This is a genomic window from Streptomyces pyxinae (assembly GCF_024756275.1).
Classification (GTDB): domain Bacteria; phylum Actinomycetota; class Actinomycetes; order Streptomycetales; family Streptomycetaceae; genus Streptomyces; species Streptomyces pyxinae.
On sequence record NZ_JANUGQ010000024.1, the window covers coordinates 60274 to 76965 of the forward strand.

The window sequence follows — 16692 nt, forward strand, 5'->3', positions numbered from 1 at the left end:
CGCTCGGGTCCGGCCCCGTACCGTCTCGGGCGCCTCAGGGCTGGCCCCGATGTGGGTAGGGCCGCCGCTCCCTACCGTCTGAAGGACCGGCAGCGGCGGACGGGGGGCCGCTGCCGGGGGCGATCAGCCATCCCACTCCTCCGGCAGGGGACTCAAGGAGTTCGGCATGCGATTCAATCGACTCGACCGACTCGGACGGCCGATCAGTGTGCTGGGTGCCACGGCGGCGCTCGGTGCGGTGCTGATGCTGGGCGCGCAGCCCGCGGCGGCCGACGGCAGTGTCAGGAACCCGGGCGGAGAGGCCGGGGTCGACTTCGCGTCCTACGGTGAGATCTTCACCGTGCACGACTACAAGGCCAACGGTGTGGCGACCGTCGGCCAGATCGACATCAAGTCGGGCGGCAACTGGTTGGCCTACGACGACGTGATCAACACCAAGGGTTACGACGGCCCGCCGGTCAAGGTCAACTACTCGATCGGCGAGGGCACTCAGGTCCGCTACCGGGCCTGCCAGTACAGCGGCTCCGCCGGCGCGTACGACTGCAGCGGCTGGCACTACGACAAGGCGTGACCCGGCCACCCGTGCCCCCCGCCCCGCGACCGGCCCAGGTGCCCGCGCGGGGCGGGCGTTCCGCGTGGCCGCGGCGGCCGGCACCCCGGTGTGTTCCGGGGCGTGGCGCCGGGCCGGGGGTGTCGCCGTCGTCCCGTACGGCGAACCGATCGGCCCGTACGCTGCTCGGTCCGCGCCGCAGTGGCAGCCGGCGGAGGACGGCGGCGCGTCGTCCAGCAGGCCGTTCCGCGCGGTCAGACAGGCGAGCCGGGACCGGCTGTTGCTGCCGAGGGCGTCGGAGGCCCGTTCGAGGTGGGTCGCCACCGTGCGGGCAGGAAGCAGCGGGCCGAATCGAAGCGATGACCACGGGAATCACCCGGCGCATCGGCCAGGGGGAAATCGCCGCCACCAAGGCCATGACGCCGAAGTCCTCCGACTTCGAGTACCAGTGTGGCGGGAGCGTCAGATGGAACGAGGTCACCTCGAAGCCGCGCGCGCCGTATGGAACGAGGTCTTGGATGACTACCCGCACGTCCAGTCCGGGCGGCCCCACAAGCGCATCCGGGCCATCGCCCCGCCGACCCGTCCACGTATGGAAGACCCGCACGCCGCCGCCTTGTTCGAGCGGGTGCGGGCCGTCGCTCCTGCGCCACCCCGCGCCTGACCTCACTCGCCGGGAACCGCTCATCAGACGGGCCATCAGCGCACCCTGCGGTGGTTCACCGAGCCGCCCCGGTGAGGGTTTTCCTACGCGCCGTCCACCGGTGCCGGCTCACCGGCTTGTCCGTACCGGGCCCGGCCGGTGTGTGACACGGCCGGCCAGGTCCGGTGCGGGGGGCACGGTCAGTCCACCGGGTGCCGGTTCACAGCGCGATCACGATTTTGCCGTGCGCGTGCCTCTCGGCCTGCGTGGTCACGGCTTCGCGAATCCGCTCGACCGGGAAGGTCGCTGCGATCGGCACCGTGATCTCGCCCGCATGGATCGCGTCGGCGATCCGTTCCAGGGCGCCCGGGTCCGCGTCGAGGGCGCCCATCTTGCGCACACCGGGCGGCGGGGCGGGGCCGTCGGCCACGACGGTGACGCGTTCGGGTGCCACGCCGAGTTCGAGAGCGGTCTCGGCCGCCTCCCTGCCGAACAGGTCGGTCGCGGCGGTGATCCCCTCGGGCGCCAGAGCCCGCACCCGGTCGGCCAGGCCGGGGCCGTAGGCCACGGGTTCGGCACCGAGCTCGCGCAGGAATCCGAACGTGCCCTCGGAGGCGGTGCCGAGCACCCGGGCGCCGGCAAGCTTCGCCAGCTGCACGGCGAAGATGCCCACGCCGCCCGCCGCTCCACCGATCAGGACGGTGTCCCCGGCGCGGAGCCCGAGCGCGGCGAGCGCGGCGGAGGCCGTCAGGCCGGACACCGGAAGCGTGCCCGCCACCTCGTCACCGATGCCCGCCGGGGTGGGCCACAGCGTTGCCGCGGGTGTCTTGACCAGCACGAAATCGGCGACGGACCGGCCGATGGCGGCCCCGTACACCCGGTCGCCGGCCGCGAATCCGGTGGCTTCGGCGCCCACCTCGTCCACCACTCCCGCGAAGTCGCTGCCGAACCCGGCCGGCAGGGTGATGCCGAACCGCGCTGCCATGTCGGGCTGTGTGGTGATCTGCCAATCCATCGGATTCAGCCCGGCCGCGGTGACCCGGACGCGCACCTCGTCCGGTGCGGCGTGCGGCTCGGGTATCTCCTGCAGCTCGAGTACTTCGGGACCGCCAAATCGCCGGTACAGGACAGCTTTGCTCATCGGTGACCTCTCTTGGCCAGTGATGGGACTTGGTCTCATCGACCCTACATCAGTGATGGGACCACGTCCCGTACACTGCTCCCATGGCTCGCTGGCAACCCGACGCACCACGACGACTCGCCGCCTCCGCCCTCGATCTCTTCGAGGAGAACGGCTACGAGAACACGACCGTGATCGAGATCGCGGAGCGCGCGGGGCTCACCAAGAGCACGTTCTTCCGGCACTTTCCGGACAAACGCGAGGTGCTCTTCGGCGGAGGCACGGTGGCCGGTCTGCTCACCGAAGGGATCGCCTCGGCGCCGCCGGCGGCCGGGCCGCTCGACGCGGTGGCGGACGCCCTCGACGCGCTCGGCCGGACGTTCTTCACCGCCGACCGCCGCGCGTTCAGCCGCCGGCGCCAGGCCGTGCTGAACGCCCATACGGAGCTGCGTGAACGCGAAGCCCTGAAAAGGATCGACCTCACCGCCTCGATGATCGAGGCCCTCGACCGCCGCGGAGTCCCGAGCCTGAGCGCGCGGGTGGCCGCGCAGCTGGGCACGCTCGTCTGGGAGCTCGCCTTCGATCGGTGGATCGACATCGACAACAGCGAGGACTTCGGCCCGCTGGCACGGCAGGCGCTCGCTGAAGTACGCGCGACCGGAGCCGCGCGCCAGTGACCCGGCAGGACGGCCCGCCCGGCGGCGGCCGCCGGGAATGTCCGGGGCAGGTCCCTGGTTGACCGGGTAGCGGAGGCTGTCTCCGCATACCTGAGTCACCCGGGCCCGGCCGTCGCGCCGGGCCCGCCGGAAACCGTCTGGGAGAAGTCACCGTCATGCGTGTGGAAATCTGGAGCGATGTCGCCTGCCCCTGGTGTTACGTGGGCAAGGCCCGCTTCGACAAGGCGCTGGCGGCCTTCGAGCACCGGGACGACGTCGAGGTGGTGCACCGCTCCTTCGAGCTCGACCCCGGCCGCGCCAAGGACGACACCGATCTCGTACTGACCATGCTGTCCAAGAAGTACGGCATGACCGAGGCGCAGGCCGCCGAGGGCGAGCGGCGGCTCGGCGCGACCGCCGCCGCCGAGGGACTCGACTACCGCACCGAGGGCCGCGACCACGGCAGCACCTTCGACATGCACCGGCTGCTGCACTTCGCCCGGGAGCACGGCCGGGAGAGCGCCCTCCTCGACCTCCTCTACCGCGCCAACTTCGTGGAGGAGGAGTCCGTCTTCGCCGACGACGAGCGGCTGGTCCGGCTGGCCGTCCGGGCCGGCCTGGACGAGGCGGCCGTACGCGAGGTGCTCGGGGACCCCGGCCGGTACGCCGACGCGGTGCGCGCCGAGGAGCGCGAGGCCGCCGAACTGGGCGCCAACGGTGTGCCGTTCTTCGTCATCGACCGCGCGTACGGGATCTCCGGCGCCCAGCCCGCCGAGGTCTTCGGCCAGGCCCTGGCCCGCGCCTGGGGGGAGCGCCCCGGCCTCACCACCCTCGCCGGTGACGGTGACGGCACGGACGGGAGCTGCGGCCCGGACGGCTGCGAGGTCCCGCAGGGCTGAGCCGTACCGGACGCGCGGTCAGCCGTCCGCGGCGGGTACGGCGTAGAGCACCAGGTTCTCGGTGTAGGCGCCCGCCACCGGGTCGTAGTCACCCGCGCAGGTGACGAGCACCAGCCGGCGGGCGCCGTCCGCGCGGAACAGGTCGGACGGCAGCTCGGCCTTCAGGTGGGTGCGGCGGGCGACCACCCGGTAGCCGTGCCGGGCGCCGTCCGCCGAGGCCACCCGCACCCGGGCGCCGATCGGCACATCGTGCAGCGCCTCGAAGGGGCCCGGCCCCTCGGCCGAGTCGAGATGGCCGGCGAGCAGCACCGTGCCGCCGCCGGCCCCGGGGGAGCCGCCGAGGGCCCACCAGCCGAGCCGGGTCGGCGCGTCGGGCACGTCCAGGGAGCCGTCCGGCCGGCCGGTCACCGGGTCGACGGGCGTGTCGGCGAGGTGCCCCGGCACGGTGACGGTCAGGGGCGGGGAACCCGGAGCGGCGGCCCCGGTGGGCGTGCCGACCGGTTCTCCCACGGGCCCGCTGGGCGTGTCTTCCCGGTCGGCGGTTCCGGACGGGGCGGCCCCGGTGGGCGTGTCGGCCCGGGCCGTCGCGGGGGCCGGGCCGGGCGTGGCGCCCGCGTGCGGCAGGGTGCCGGCGTCCGGTACGCCGGGCACCGAGCGGATGGCCTGGGCCAGGGTGGCGAGGCCGGCCAGCACCGCCAGCGCGGCCACCACCGCCGCGCCGCGCGCCAGCAGGGTCAGCCACCGGCTCCGCCCCGGTTCCGCGCCCTGGTCCGGTCGTTCGAGGCCGGCCACGATGCGCACCGGCAGGCCGACCCCGGCCCGTACCGGCGGGAGCGCTCCGGCCCTGCCCCGCCCCCAGGGCCGCACCCTCGACCGGGCACGCGGGCCCGGTCGGAGGCGGACCCGCAGACCGGTCGGGGAGGGGAAGCGGGACCGGGTGCGCACGGCGGTCAGCGGGTGTAGCGGCTGTCGTGGCGGCGGAGGCGGGCGGCGGCCCAGAAGGCCCCGGCCGCGACCAGGAAACCGCCCAGCGCCACGGCGGGCACGGCCACCGCGACCGGCACGTCCGCCGCGAGAACCGCCTTTCCGCCCTTGCCCGCGTCGATGGTGTGCGGCGCGGCGGCCTGGTGGCAGCCGCCGCCCCGGACCATCGCCAGATGCGCGGCGACCACCGGACGGGCGGCCTTGGCGGCGGCGGTGATCTCGGCCTTCTTCCCCTTGGCGATCTGTGTGTCGATGCGCGCCAGGGTCTTCTCGTGGGCGGTGGCCATCTCCGCGAGCCAGGTCTTGTCGTATCCGTCCGTGCCCGCCTTGGTCATGACGCCCGCGAGCGTCTTCTGCTGCTCCGGGGTGGGCGCGGTGGGCAGGTCGACACCGAGCTTGTTGGCGAGCGCCTTGGTGTCGGCGTCGAGCTTGGTGTGGTCCCGTACCAGGACGGCGCCGGCCTGCTTCACACACGCCGAGTTCGCGTGCTTCTCCGCGTCCCGGCCGGCGCCGATCTCGGTGAGGTTGCCCTGGTGGCCGGCGCGCAGATAGGCGTTGTCCAGGGCCGGCGGGTCGGCCGGCGGCTCTCCGGCGAGGGCGGGGCCTGCCGTTATGCCGGTCAGGGCGAGACAGGTGATGGCCGTCATGGTCCAGCGCTGGGTACGGAACACGGTGGTCGTCCGTTCTCTTCGGTCGGTGCGGCCCGCACCGTCGGGGTCCGCACCATCCATCCGGTCACGGACCGGCCCGGGCCGCCACTTCCGGTACTGCAAACAGCGCAGCTCCCGGGATTCCCCCCGGCAGCAGCCCGGCGCGCCTTACCCGTCCGGGGAGGCGCGCAAGCGGAATCGGCGGGATTGGCTTCAATACGCCAACCCTCCAACGCCCCCTTGTCACGGTATGGAGTCACATGCGTACATGGAGTCGCGTACGTTTCAAGGGGATCTCGGGGGTGGTCAGCCATGGTGGACGTTCCGCGAGCCGTGCTGGGGCGCAGGGCACCACGATCGACAGCGTCCTTCCGCGCGGCGGCAGCGGCCCGCGCGACAGCGGTGCGCGCGGCGGCACTCCGCACGGCGGGGGCGACGGCATTCCGTACGGCGGGACCAACGGCAGGGGCGGGTCCGGCGGCACTCCGCCCGGCGGGGCCGGCGGCAGGGGCGGCGACGGGGGCCGGGACGACGGGGGCTGGGGCGCCGGGGACCGGGGCGCCAGGCGCGGGGTGCCCGGAGCGCACGGCCGCGATACTGCCGCCCGGGCCGGAGCCGCCGGTGCCGCGTCCGGGCCGGGGCACCGGGTCCGTACCGGCCGTGCCGCCGCAGTCGCGGGAAGCGGCGCGGGCGGCCCAGGCGCACGGGCGCCGGCCGCCCGGGCAGGCCGTCTGGGGCACCCGGCAGGTCTGCGCCGCGCTCGCCGCGCTCACCGAGTCCGCCCGCGAGGAGCTGCTGACCTTCGACGATCCGGTGGGCCGCGCCGGGCAGTCGGTGCCGGAGCCGTTCGCCGAGCTGGCCGGCGCCTGTGTCCGGGCGGCCGTCGAGCGGGTGGGCACGGTCCGCCAGATCGTGCCCCGGCACGCGCTGCCCCGGCTGGCGGCCATCGACAGCGGACTCGTCCGGCTGCTCCCGGGCCGGGCCCGGCTGGCGGACTCCATCCCGTTCAAGATGATCGTGGTGGACCGGTCGGTGGCGGCGGTGCCGCTCGATCTCGAACTGCTCTGCAACGGAATCCTGCTGATCCGCGACCCGGCCGTGGTCCAGCTCCTGATCCGGGCCCACCGGATCTGGTGGGACGCGGCGGAGGACATCGGGGCGCCCGTCACCGACCGGAGCGGGCTGCCCAAGCATCTGCGGCCGGTGCTGAGAGCCCTGGCGGCCGGCCTCACCGACGAGGCCGCCGCCGCCCGGCTCTCGATCTCCCAGCGCACCTACAGCCGGCGGGTCGGCGCCGTGCTCGCGGCCCTCGGCACGACCAGTCGCTTCCGGGCGGGGGTGGAAGCGGTGCGCCGGGGCTGGATCTGAGACGACAGGAACGACCAGGACGACCGGGGCGACGGAGACGGACGGGGCGACCGGGGTGACCAGGGCGACAGAGACGGACGGGGCGACCGGGGCGACTCGACCGGGACGGTACGGACGGACGGCCGGCACGGCCACCGGCCACCGGCCACCGGCCACCGGCCACCGGCCACCGGCTACGACACGATGTCCTTGCGGGCGAAACCACGGAAGGCCAGGGCGAACAGCACCAGGGCGCAGGCCACCGACACCGCCGTGCCCTTGAGCATGCCGCCCCACTCCGGCTGCGGCTGGAGCGCGTCCGCCCAGGCGAACTGCCAGTGGGCGGGCAGGAACTCACGCCAGGAACCGAGCGCGGTCACCGCGTCCAGCACATTGCCGATGATCGTCAGGCCGACGGCACCACCGACCGCGCCGAGCGGGGCGTCGGTCCGGGTGGACAGCCAGAAGGCGAGCCCCGCCGTGACCAGTTGGGAGACAAAGATGAACACCACCGCGACCGCCAGCCGGGGCAGTGCCTCCCCGGCGGCCAGGGAGCCGCCCGTGGGCAGCCGCAACGGCCCCCAGCCGTAGGCCACTCCACCCACCGCCAGGGCCACCAGCGGCAGCAGCACGATGGCCGCCGCGCTGAAGGCCAGCGCCACCGCCAGCTTGGACCACAGCAGCCGGGCCCGGGGCACCGGGGCCGCCAGCAGATAGCGCAGCGACGACCAACTGGCCTCCGAGGCCACGGTGTCACCGCAGAACAGCGCCACCGGGATCACCAGCAGAAAGCCCGCCGAGACGAAGAGACAGGTGGCGGCGAAGTTGGCGCCGGAGGCGGTGGCGGTGTCCATCAGCGTCACCCGGTTGTCGGCCCGGCCGTCCGGTGAGCCGCCGACGGCGAAGGCGATCAGCAGGACGAACGGCAGGGCGCCCAGGACGGCCGCCATCACCAGGGTGCGGCGGCGCTTCAGCTGGCGTACGGCCTCCACCCGCAGCGGCAGGGTGTGCCCGGGCCGGTAGCCGGATGCGGTGGAACGGCCCGGCGGGGTGGGGCGGTCGGCCGGGCGAGGGTGGCCCGGCGCGGTGGGGCCGTCGGCCGTACGGGGGTGGGCGGCAGGGCCGTCGGGCGCGGTGGGGCCCGGCGCGCCGGGCGGCGCCGGGGTGCCCGCCGGGCCGGTCGCCCGGGGGGCGGCGTTGCCGTTGTCGTCGCCGGTGGCGGTCACGCGGGTCCTCCGATCAGGGTCAGGAAGGCGTCCTCCAGGCGTCGGTGCGGTCCGGCGCCGGTCACCGGGACGCCCAGCCGGACCAGTTCGGTGATCAGGTCCTGGGCGGTGGCGCCGGCCAGCCGGACCAGCACACCGCCCTCGGCGCGGGCCGCCGAGCCGACCCCGGGCAGGGCGCCGATCTTCTCGACCAGCGGCTCCGGGAGTTCGGCGGCCGTGGTGACGAGCAGGGTGTCGCCCGCGCCGATGATCTCCCGGACCGGACCGGCCTGGACGAGCCGGCCCCGGTCCATGACCACCAGATGCGTACAGGACTGTTCGACCTCGGAGAGAAGGTGACTGGAGACGATGACCGTCCGTCCCCCGGCCGCGTACCGGATCATCACGTCCCGCATCTCGCGGATCTGCGGCGGGTCGAGCCCATTGGCCGGTTCGTCCAGGATCAGCAGATCCGGCAGGCCCAGCATGGCCTGGGCGATGGCGAGCCGCTGCCGCATCCCCTGGGAGTACGTGCGCACGGTACGGGCCAGCGCGTCCCCGAGGCCGGCGATCTCCAGCGCCTCTTCGAGGTGGGCGTCCCCGGCGGGCCGGCCGTTGGCCCGCCAGTACAGCTCCAGGTTCTCCCGGCCGGAGAGATGCGGCAGGAAGCCCGCGCCCTCGACGAACGCGCCCACCCGGGAGAGCACCGGCGCGCCCGGCCGGACGGCGTGGCCGAACACCCGGATCTCGCCGTCGTCCGGGGTGATCAGCCCCATCAGCATCCGCAGGGTGGTGGTCTTGCCCGCGCCGTTGGGACCCAGCAGGCCGAGCACCTGGCCCTTCTCCACCCGGAAGGACAGTTCCCGCACCGCGTACCGGTCGCTCGACCCGGCGTACCGCTTGGTCAGCCCGGTGATGGTGAGCGGTACGCCGGCCAGCTCCGGGTCCGGGGGCGGGGCGGCGGCCCTGCGCCGGGCGGTGAGCAGCAGCGCGGCGGCCACCAGGGCGCCGCCGAGTGGCAGTCCCCACACCCACCGGGGCAGCCCGGCCGCCTGGGCGCGCACCTCAGGGGCGGTGGGGACGGAGAGCCCGCCGGTGGCGCGCACGGTGTACGTCGCCGGGGTGGCCGGCGAGGCGTAGCCGAGGTCCGTGGCGGCGACCACCAGGCGCAGCCGGTGCCCGGCCTCCACCTGGTGGTCGACGGCCGGCAGGGTCAGCTCCACGTCCTTGCCCCGCCCGGCACCGGTGACCCGGACCGGGGTGACGAGCTGGGCGGGCAGCGTCTGCCGCCCGTCGGGGCCGACGTCGTACACCTTGCCGAAGAGCACGGCGTCACCGGCGGCCGCTGCCCCGCTCGCCCGCGCGTCCGAGGCGACCCGGAGGCGGACGGTCGGTGAGCCGGTGATCCGCAGCGGCTCGCCGAGCGGCGCCGAGTCGAACCGGGCGAACTGGCCCGGGAAGTCCATCGAGAGACCGACCCCCAAGGAGGAGAGTTGCGAGAGTCCACCCCCCACACCGGGCACGGCGGAGATGCCGGGTGGGCCGGCCCCCGCCGGGTTGTGGAAGCGCTGCTCGCCGCCGGTCAGGGCGAGCGTGCGCGGTGTCCCGCGCAGCCCCGGGTACGCCGCGCCGGAGGCCCCGCGCAGCTGGGCCCGCCCGTCGGTGGAGTTCATGCCCCCGGTCCGGCTGACCCGGAAGGCGGGCCCGGTGTCGGCGGCCTCGTCCCCGCGCAGGTAGCGGTCGAACCAGCGCCCGATCCGGTCCTGGACCCGGTCCGTCTCGGTGGCGCCGCCGTCGTGCCCGCCCGCGATCCAGTCGACGGCCACCGGGGCGCCGTTGGCGCCGATCCGCCGGGCCATGGCATCGGACTGGTCCAGCGGGAAGAGCGAGTCGGTCTGACCCTGCACCAGCAGTGCGGGCACCCGGATGCGGTCTCCGACGGCGGAGGGGCTGCGGGCCTCCAGCAGGGCCCGGGCGGCGGTGTCGGGCTTCCCGGCCACCGCGACCCGCTCGTACATGGCGCACAGCGCCTCCTGGAACCGCCCGCAGCCGCCGGCGGAGTCCCGGGCGCCGGCGGTGTCCCGGACAGCGGTCGGGTTCCGGGTGCCGGCCGTGTCCCGGGTGCCGGGGGTACGGGACGCCGCTCCCGCCCGGTCCGCGGTCGCCCGGTCGCCGGGGCTCGCGCCCGTACGGGTCCCCGGCGCGGGGGCCTCCGCCCCGGGCGGCTGGTCGGGGCGCTGCTCGGGCTCGCCCGGTGGCTGTGCGGACGGCGGGGCGGCGGCGGCCGAACTGGCGGAGAAGAACATGCCGGCCCACAGCTTCTTGAACACCCCGCCCGGGAAGAGCGCGTCGGCCAGGTTCCAGTAGGTGATCTGCGGGGCGATCGCGTCCACCCGCCGGTCGTATCCGGCCGCCAGCAGCGAGATCGCCCCGCCGTAGGACGCCCCGGTCACCCCGACCCGGGGGTCGCCGGTCCGGTCGAGCCGCACCTCCGAGCGGGTCGCCAGCCAGTCGATCAGCCGCGACACGTCCTTGACCTCGTAGGCCGGGTCGTTGAGCCCGATGCGACCGGTGGAGGCGCCGAAGCCGCGCGCCGACCAGGTCAGCACCGCGTACCCGTCCCTGGCCAGCCGCTCGGCCTGTCCCCGGGTGTCCTCCTTGCTGCCGCCGAAGCCGTGCCCGATCAGTACGGCGGGGCGGCGGACACCGGCGGGACCGGAGGTGAAGAACGAGGCGTCGATCCTCGCCCCCGGCATGGCGAAGGCCCGGTCCTCGCGGTGCACGGCGGGCGCCTCGTCCGAGGCGACCGCCGCCCAGGTGCCGCCACCGGCGAGCAGCACGGCGGCCAGGGTGAGCGCGACGGCCGGCCGCCGGGACCGGAAGGGCCGGGCGAGCCGGGAAACGCGGATCTGCATGGCTCCGACCCTAAGCGGACCGGTTCCCCTGCCCGGCAGCCCCTGGTCGGAGCCGGGAGGCATCCCGGAGGCGTACGCGCGGCCGTCGGCGTACCGCGATCGCGGTACGCGCCGGTGCGGGCGACGCCAGGGGCTCGCCCCGCCGGTCCGGCGGTTCCCGGGACCGGGAGCGCCGCCGGACGCGGGCCCCTGGGGGCCTCAGCCGGTGGCGGTCAGATGGTCCAGCAGCCCGTCCGGGACCGGGTACGGCGGCTCCTCGGGCAGCAGCCGGGCGGCGGTCTCCAGGTCGCCGGCGCGGACGTGCTCATGGATCTCGCGGGCCAGCGGGGTCACGTCCCGGATGGCGACGGTCCACTCGTCCGCGTACCGCCCGGCCGCCTCGCCCGCCAGCCCGAGCTGGAGCGATCGGTGGGGCAACGGGCCCAGCCGCAGGCTCCGTTCGGGGTCCCACTGCACCCGGGCGGGCGCCTCCCGCAGCCGCTGCTTCCACGCGGCCTGGTCGCCGTGGAGCGCGGGCACATGGTGCGAGAGGCAGGCGTGGCGCAGCGCCCACTCGAAGCCGTCCCGCCGGATCTCGACGGCCAGCACCGTCTCCTGGTCCGGCTTGGTGGCCCAGCCGCAGCGGTACATCATCCACAGGAAGGACGGCTTCACCCAGGTCATCCGGTCGCGTTTCCAGGCGGCGGGGAAGCGGCCGGTGCGGGCGGCCGGTCCGCCGATCGACGGGGAGTACGCCTGGTAGACGGTGACGGTGTGCTCGGTATGGGCCGCGCGGACGCGGTACCGCGGCTCGGCGGCGGGCTCGTGGTGCATGGGCCCAGCCTCGCCGCGGCACCGCCCGGGCGGCCACCGAATTACCGGCGGCCGCGGTCAGCGGCCCACCGCCGACGGCAGCGGCCGGCCGTGGCACGGAAAGAAACCACCGCACCCGACCGGCTCGACACTGACCACCGACGGCAGCGGCCGGCCGTGGCACGGGAAGACACCACCACGCCCGACCGGCTCGACACTGACCGCCGACGGCGGTCGTCAGTCGTGGCGAGGGAAGCCGAGGTCCACGCCGGCCGGGGCCTCGGCGGGGTCGGGCCAGCGGGTGGTGACGACCTTGCCCCGGGTGTAGAAGTGCACCCCGTCGTTGCCGTAGATGTGGTGGTCCCCGAAGAGCGAGTCCTTCCAGCCGCCGAAGGAGTGGTAGCCCACCGGCACCGGGATCGGCACATTGACGCCGACCATCCCGGCCTGGACCTCCAGCTGGAAGCGGCGGGCCGCGCCGCCGTCCCGGGTGAAGACGGCGGTGCCGTTGCCGAACGGCGAGGCGTTGATGAGGGCGAGCCCCTCCTCGTAGGTCTCGGCCCGCAGCACGCAGAGCACCGGGCCGAAGATCTCGTCCCGGTAGGCGTCCGCCTCGGGGGAGACCCTGTCCAGCAGCGAGAGACCGATCCAGTGGCCGTTCTCGTACCCCTCGACCGTGTGGCCGGTGCCGTCGAGCACCACCTCGGCGCCCTGGGCGGCGGCACCCGTGACATAGGAGGCGACCTTGTCCCGGTGGGCGGCGGTGATCAGCGGGCCCATCTCGGAGGCCGGGTCGTCGCCGGGACCGATGACGATCTTCTCGGCCCGCTCGCGGATCCTCGCCACCAGCTCGTCGCCGGTGGATCCGACCGCGACCACCGCCGAGATCGCCATGCAGCGCTCGCCGGCGGAGCCGTACGCCGCCGACACGGCCGCGTCGGCGGCGGCGTCCAGGTCGGCGTCCGGGAGGACCAGCATGTGGTTCTTGGCGCCGCCCAGCGCCTGCACCCGCTTGCCGTTGGCGGAGGCGGTGGCGTGGATGTACCGGGCGATCGGGGTGGAGCCGACGAACGAGACGGCGGCCACGTCCGGGTGGGCGAGCAGCGCGTCCACCGCCACCTTGTCGCCGTGCACCACGTTCAGCACGCCGTCCGGCAGCCCCGCCTCGGCGGCCAGCGCGGCCAGCAGGTTGGCGGCGGACGGGTCCTTCTCGCTGGGCTTGAGGACGAAGGTGTTGCCGCAGGCGATGGCGAGCGGGAACATCCACATCGGCACCATGGCCGGGAAGTTGAACGGGGTGATCCCGGCGACCACGCCGAGCGGCTGGCGGATGGCGGCCACGTCCACCCGGCTGGCGACCTGGGTGGACAGCTCGCCCTTCAGCTGGGTGGTGATCCCGCAGGCCAGCTCCACGATCTCCAGGCCGCGCGCGACCTCGCCGAGCGCGTCCGAGTGGACCTTACCGTGCTCGGCCGTGATCAGCGCGGCGATCTCGTCGCGCCGGGCGTCCAGCAGGGCGCGGTAGCGGAAGAGCACGGCGGTGCGCCGGGCCAGCGAGGAGGTCCCCCAGGTGGCGTACGCGGCCCTGGCGGTGGCGACCGCGCCGTCCACCTCCTCGGCGGAGGCGAGGGCCACCCGGGTCGTGACGACGCCGGTCGCCGGGTCGGTGACCGGGCCCCACTCGCCCGACGTGCCCTCGACGGTCTTGCCACCGATCCAGTGGTGGACGGTCTTCGTCATGGCGGACAGCTCCTTCGCGTCCTTCGCGGCCTGCGGTCGCGCAGGTGGTCTGCTGATGTGTTCACGCACCGGGCGCCGCGCGGGCGACCGTCCCGGTGCGGTGCCTCACAGATGGCGGCGGCGGGCCGCCACCCGGCGGTCGTACTCCTGCCGGGCCCGGACCGCCGGGGGGCGGGTCGCGGTCTCGGCCACCGGCACATCCCACCATGCCTGGGCACCCGGCGCGCCCGACACTGTGTCTGCCGTTGCGGTCTCGGTGTAGACACATGTGGGCACGGTGGAGGCGCGTGCTTCGGCGAGGGCTTCCCGCAGGTCACGGATGGTATGGGCGCGCAGCACCCGCATGCCGAGGGAGGCGGCGTTGGCGGCCAGGTCGACCGGAAGCGGATCCCCGGTGAAGGTGGAGTCGGCGGCCCGGTGGCGGTAGGCGGTGCCGTACCGCTCCCCGCCGACCGTCTCGGAGAGCCCGCCGATGGAGGCGTATCCGTGGTTCTGCAGGATCACCAGCTTGACCGGCAGGTTCTCCTGGACGGCGGTGACCAGTTCGGTGGGGTTCATCAGATAGGTGCCGTCCCCCACGAGCGCCCAGACCGGGCGTCCGGGAGCGGCGATCGCCACCCCGACGGCGGCGGGGATCTCGTAGCCCATGCAGGAGTAGCCGTACTCGACGTGGTACTGGTCCCCGGAGCGGGTGCGCCACAGCCGGTGCAGATCGCCGGGGAGCGAACCGGCCGCGTTGATCAGGATGTCGTCCCCGGTGACCAGGGTGTCGAGCAGGCCGAGCACCTGGGGCTGGGTGGGCCGGGCGGTCTCGTCGGCGGCCGTGTACGCGGCGGTCACCCGGGCCTCCCAGTCGGCCTTGAGCCCGGTGTACTCCTCCGGGTAGCCGGCCGGCACCCGGTGGCCGCGCAGCTCCCCGGTCAGCGTCTCCAGGGCGGTGCGGGCGTCGGCCACCAGCGGGTGGGCGGCGAGCTTGTGGGCGTCGAAGCCAGTGATGTTGACGTTGAGGAAGCGGACGGCGGGGTCCGCGAAGAGGGTGCCGGAGGCGGTGGTGAAGTCGGTGTACCGGGTGCCGACACCGATGACCAGATCGGCGGTGCGGGCGAGGTGGTTGGCGGCGGCGGTCCCGGTGTGGCCGATGCCGCCGAGGTCGGCCGGATGGTCGTACGGCAGCGCGCCCTTGCCCGCCTGGGTGGCGGCGACCGGGATGCCGGTGGCCTCCGCGAAGGCGCGCAGGGCCACTCCGGCTCCACTGTGCCGCACCCCGCCGCCGGCCACCAGCAGCGGCCGGCGGGCGGCCCGTACCAGCCGTACCGCCTCGGCCGTCTCCCGGGGATCCGGGGCGGGGCGGCGGACGTGCCAGAGCCGCTCGGCGAAGAACTCCTCGGGCCAGTCGTACGCCTCCGCCTGCACGTCCTGCGGCAGGGCCAGCGTCACCGCCCCGGTGTCAGCCGGGTCGGCCAGTACCCGCATGGCGGCGAGGGCGGCCGGGATCAGCGCCTCGGGGCGGGTGATCCGGTCGAAGTAGCGGGAGACCGGCCGCAGGGTGTCATTGACCGACACGTCCCCGGCGTACGGCACTTCCAGCTGCTGGAGCACCGGGTCGGCCGGCCGGGTGGCGAAGGTGTCGCCGGGCAGCAGCAGGACCGGCAGCCGGTTGACGGTGGCGAGCGCCGCCCCGGTGACCAGATTGGTGGCACCCGGGCCGATGGAGGTGGTGACCGCGTGCGCGGAGAGCCGGCCGGTCTGCCGGGCGTGGCCGACGGCGGCGTGCACCATCGCCTGTTCGTTGCGCCCCTGGAGGTACGGCATCTCCGGGCCGCTCTCCAGCAGCGCCTGGCCGATCCCGGCGACATTGCCGTGGCCGAAGATGCCCCAGGTGGCGGCGATGAGCCGGTGGCGGGCGCCGTCCCGCTCGGTGTACTGGCGGGCGAGAAAGGCGACCAGCGCCTGCGCGGTGGTGAGCCGCCGGGTGCGGGTGGTGCGCCCGGTGGCCGCGCCGGGGGTGCCGCTCATGGGTGTCCCTTCGGTCATGGGGGCCTTGTCCGTCATGGGTGGCTCCTCCGGCGTCGGTGGCATGGGGGGCTTCTCCGGCTTGGTGCCTTCTCCGGTATCGGTGGCTCCTCCGGCATCGGCGCCCTCTCGGTGATCGGTGTGCCCCGCCCCGGCTGTGCCTCTGTCCCGGCTGTGCCCTCGTGGGCCGCCGTCGTGGGCCGCCGCCCCGGCTGTGCCTCCGTGGGCCGCCGTCGTGGCCGGGCCTCCGTGGGTCTTCGTCATGGCCGGGCTCCGGTGGGCCTCCTGGGCCGCCGTCGTCGCCGGGGGGCCGTGGTCTCGTGGGCCGACGGGGCTGCCGGGGGTCCGGGTGGCTCCGTGCTCATCGGTAGCCCTCCGCCCGGTGGTCGGGGTGGAAGCGGATCCGCCACTCGCGCTCCTCCCCCGGGCCGGCCATGACGTTGAGGTAGTACATGGGGTGGCCGGGCTGGGCGATCGACGGGCCGTGCCAGCCGTCGGGGACGAGGACGGCGTCCCCGCTCCGGACCTCGGCGAGCAGGTCGGCACCGCCCGGCCGGGACGGCGAGATCCGCTGGTAGCCGAGACCCCCGCCGTCGATCTCGAAGTAGTAGATCTCCTCCAGCCGGGTCTCCTCGCCCGGCACCTGCTCATCGTGCTTGTGCGGCGGATAGGAGGACCAGTTGCCGCCCGGGGTCAGCACCTCGACGGCGATCAGCCGGTCACAGGCGAAGGCACCGGCGGCGGCGAAGTTGTGGACCCGCCGGGCACAGACGCCGCTGCCGCGCTCCTCCACCGGGACCTCCGGCGCGGGACCGTAGCGAGCGGGGAGTCGTCGCTCGCACCTCGCTCCTGCCAGGGCGAAGCGGCCTCCCGCGCCGGAGGAGATCCGGGCATGGGCGTCCCGGGGCAGATAGGCGAAGTCGGTGACACCCCCGAACACGTTCTCTCTGCCCCGGAGTTCGAAGGACACGCCATGCACCTGTACGGTACAACCGCCGTTGAGGGGAAGCACGATCCATTCACTGTCCCCGGTGTCCAGCTCCTGCCCACCCCCGGCGGCGAGTTCGAGCACCCGCAGCGCCGAGTGGTCCCAGCCGGCCCGCCCGGGGTCGATCCGCAGAGCGTACGGCCCCTCGGCCGCCGCACCCCCCGGCACGTACAACTGCCTTTCCTCCATG

The 16692-nt window shown here is 74.7% G+C and carries 13 protein-coding genes; 4 read left to right on the forward strand and 9 right to left on the reverse strand.

Annotated features, from left to right (window positions below; all coding sequences use genetic code 11):
• Positions 1–166: 166 nt before the first annotated feature.
• Positions 167–571: a hypothetical protein gene (locus tag NX801_RS23730; RefSeq protein ID WP_258789910.1), complete on the forward strand. Its 405-nt coding sequence runs from the start codon at positions 167–169 to the stop codon at positions 569–571.
• Between the two features lie 842 nt (positions 572–1413).
• Here the strand turns inward: NX801_RS23730 and NX801_RS23735 are convergent.
• The gene (locus NX801_RS23735; protein ID WP_258789947.1) at positions 1414–2334 is read right to left on the reverse strand and encodes an NADP-dependent oxidoreductase; all 921 of its coding nucleotides are present in this window, start codon (positions 2332–2334) and stop codon (positions 1414–1416) included.
• An 83-nt stretch (positions 2335–2417) separates the two neighbouring features.
• Here NX801_RS23735 and NX801_RS23740 point away from each other — a divergent pair, with 83 nt between their 5' ends.
• Together NX801_RS23740 and NX801_RS23745 are read left to right on the forward strand one after the other, a co-directional pair.
• Positions 2418–2990 (forward strand): TetR/AcrR family transcriptional regulator, encoded by a 573-nt coding sequence (locus NX801_RS23740; protein ID WP_258789911.1) that lies wholly within the window; start codon positions 2418–2420, stop codon positions 2988–2990.
• Positions 2991–3145: 155 nt separating this feature from the next.
• Positions 3146–3868 carry a DsbA family oxidoreductase gene (locus NX801_RS23745; RefSeq protein WP_258789912.1) on the forward strand — a complete coding sequence of 241 codons (723 nt, stop codon included), beginning with the start codon at positions 3146–3148 and terminating at the stop codon, positions 3866–3868.
• An 18-nt stretch (positions 3869–3886) separates the two neighbouring features.
• Here the strand turns inward: NX801_RS23745 and NX801_RS23750 are convergent, their stop codons facing one another.
• Both NX801_RS23750 and NX801_RS23755 read right to left on the reverse strand, forming a co-directional pair.
• On the reverse strand, positions 3887–4669 hold the full coding sequence (locus tag NX801_RS23750; protein WP_258789913.1) for a class F sortase: 783 nt from the start codon (positions 4667–4669) through the stop codon (positions 3887–3889).
• A gap of 149 nt (positions 4670–4818) precedes the next feature.
• On the reverse strand, positions 4819–5523 hold the full coding sequence (locus tag NX801_RS23755; RefSeq protein WP_258789914.1) for a DUF4142 domain-containing protein: 705 nt from the start codon (positions 5521–5523) through the stop codon (positions 4819–4821).
• A 639-nt stretch (positions 5524–6162) separates the two neighbouring features.
• Here NX801_RS23755 and NX801_RS23760 point away from each other — a divergent pair.
• Positions 6163–6870: a helix-turn-helix transcriptional regulator gene (locus NX801_RS23760; protein ID WP_258789916.1), complete on the forward strand. Its 708-nt coding sequence runs from the start codon at positions 6163–6165 to the stop codon at positions 6868–6870.
• A 173-nt stretch (positions 6871–7043) separates the two neighbouring features.
• Here NX801_RS23760 and NX801_RS23765 read toward each other — a convergent pair whose 3' ends face one another.
• The 6 genes from NX801_RS23765 to iolB all read right to left on the reverse strand — a co-directional run bounded on the left by NX801_RS23765 (position 7044) and on the right by iolB (position 16691).
• Positions 7044–7853 (reverse strand): ABC transporter permease, encoded by an 810-nt coding sequence (locus tag NX801_RS23765; protein WP_258789948.1) that lies wholly within the window; start codon positions 7851–7853, stop codon positions 7044–7046.
• A 218-nt stretch (positions 7854–8071) separates the two neighbouring features.
• The gene (locus tag NX801_RS23770; protein WP_258789917.1) at positions 8072–10969 is read right to left on the reverse strand and encodes an alpha/beta fold hydrolase; all 2898 of its coding nucleotides are present in this window, start codon (positions 10967–10969) and stop codon (positions 8072–8074) included.
• A 198-nt stretch (positions 10970–11167) separates the two neighbouring features.
• Positions 11168–11782: a DUF4291 domain-containing protein gene (locus tag NX801_RS23775; RefSeq protein ID WP_258789918.1), complete on the reverse strand. Its 615-nt coding sequence runs from the start codon at positions 11780–11782 to the stop codon at positions 11168–11170.
• A 216-nt stretch (positions 11783–11998) separates the two neighbouring features.
• On the reverse strand, positions 11999–13501 hold the full coding sequence (locus tag NX801_RS23780; RefSeq protein WP_258789919.1) for a CoA-acylating methylmalonate-semialdehyde dehydrogenase: 1503 nt from the start codon (positions 13499–13501) through the stop codon (positions 11999–12001).
• A 105-nt stretch (positions 13502–13606) separates the two neighbouring features.
• Positions 13607–15517, reverse strand: coding sequence for a 3D-(3,5/4)-trihydroxycyclohexane-1,2-dione acylhydrolase (decyclizing) (gene iolD / locus NX801_RS23785; RefSeq protein ID WP_258789949.1), 1911 nt, complete (start codon positions 15515–15517; stop codon positions 13607–13609).
• Positions 15518–15875: 358 nt separating this feature from the next.
• Positions 15876–16691, reverse strand: a complete 816-nt coding sequence (gene iolB, locus NX801_RS23790) for a 5-deoxy-glucuronate isomerase (RefSeq protein ID WP_258789920.1) — start codon at positions 16689–16691, stop codon at positions 15876–15878.
• Between the last annotated feature and the right edge of the window lies 1 nt (position 16692).